At 67.9% G+C, this 1,201-nt stretch carries 2 protein-coding genes; both read left to right on the top strand.

All coding sequences use genetic code 11. The annotated features are described in order from the left end of the window. The coding region (locus ACDELDRAFT_RS22720) for a PHP domain-containing protein (RefSeq protein ID WP_040330783.1) at nucleotides 1-567 on the top strand (567 nt) is incomplete at its 5' end. Nucleotides 568-592: 25 nt separating this feature from the next. After that, nucleotides 593-1,201, top strand: a 609-nt coding sequence (locus ACDELDRAFT_RS22715) for an L-threonylcarbamoyladenylate synthase (protein WP_005801395.1), incomplete at its 3' end; no start/stop codon positions are given.

The following is a 1,201-nucleotide window of genomic DNA, read 5'->3' as shown; positions in this document are numbered from 1 at the left end:
GGCGGGCGCGGCGGGCGCGCGCGCGCCATGGCGGCGCAACTGGCGCAAGTGGGCATCCACGGCGCCTACGAAGGGGCCCTGCAGTTCGTGGGCAACCCTGAACTGATCTCTCGCACCCATTTCGCGCGCTTCCTGGTGGAAACCCGGGTGTGCCGCGATACGGCGGAGGTGTTTCGCAAATACCTCACCGAAGGCAAGCCGGGCTACGTGCCGCACCACTGGGCATCGCTTGGGGACGCCGTGCGCTGGATCACCGAAGCCGGCGGCGTGGCAGTCATCGCCCACCCCGCGCGCTACAGGCTCAGCGCCAACGAGGAATACGCGCTGTTCTCCGAATTCAAGGCCCACGGCGGCCAGGGCGTGGAAGTGGTCACGGGCAGCCACAGCGCGGCCGAATACGTGACCTATGGGGCCATGGCACAAGAATTCGGCCTGACCGCCTCGCGCGGCAGCGACTTTCACAGCCCGAACGAATCCCACACCGATCTGGGCACACTGCCGCTGCTGCCCGGCACCCTCAAGCCCGTGTGGGAACTGCTGGCCGAGCGGGTGCGCCCGGCCGCCTGACAACTATCTGGAGGCGTTGGCTGACATGGCCCAGTATTTCGAAGTCCACCCCGACAATCCCCAGCCCCGGCTGCTCAAGCAGGCTGCCGCCCTGCTGCAAAAAGGCGGCGTGGTGGCTGTCCCCACCGATTCGAGCTACGCCCTGGTGTGCCATCTCGACGACAAGGACGCCGTTGACCGCCTGCGCCGCATCCGCCAGGTGGACGACAAGCACCACCTGACCCTGCTGTGCCGCGACCTGTCCGAACTGGCCAACTACGCACGCGTCGACAACCGCCAGTACCGCCTGCTCAAGCTGGGCACGCCAGGCCCATACACCTTCATCCTCGAGGCTACCAAAGAGGTGCCGCGCCGCGTGAGCCACCCTTCGCGCAAGACCATCGGCCTGCGCGTGCCCGACCGCAAGGGCCTGCAACTGCTGCTGGAGCTGCACGGCGCGCCGCTGCTGGCCACCACGCTCATCCCCGCCGGCGAGACCGCTCCGCTCAACGACCCCCAGGAAATCCGCGAGCGCTACGAAAAGCTGGTGGACGCCATCGTGGATGCCGGCGCATGCCCGCTCGAACCTACCACGGTGATCGACCTCACCCCCATGGGCATGGGGGGTGGGAACCCGAACCGTGGTGCGCGAAGG

The sequence above is a fragment of the Acidovorax delafieldii 2AN genome (assembly GCF_000175235.1).
Classification (GTDB): Bacteria; Pseudomonadota; Gammaproteobacteria; order Burkholderiales; family Burkholderiaceae_C; genus Acidovorax; species Acidovorax delafieldii_B.
This window is presented reverse-complemented; position numbering and strand designations above follow the sequence as displayed.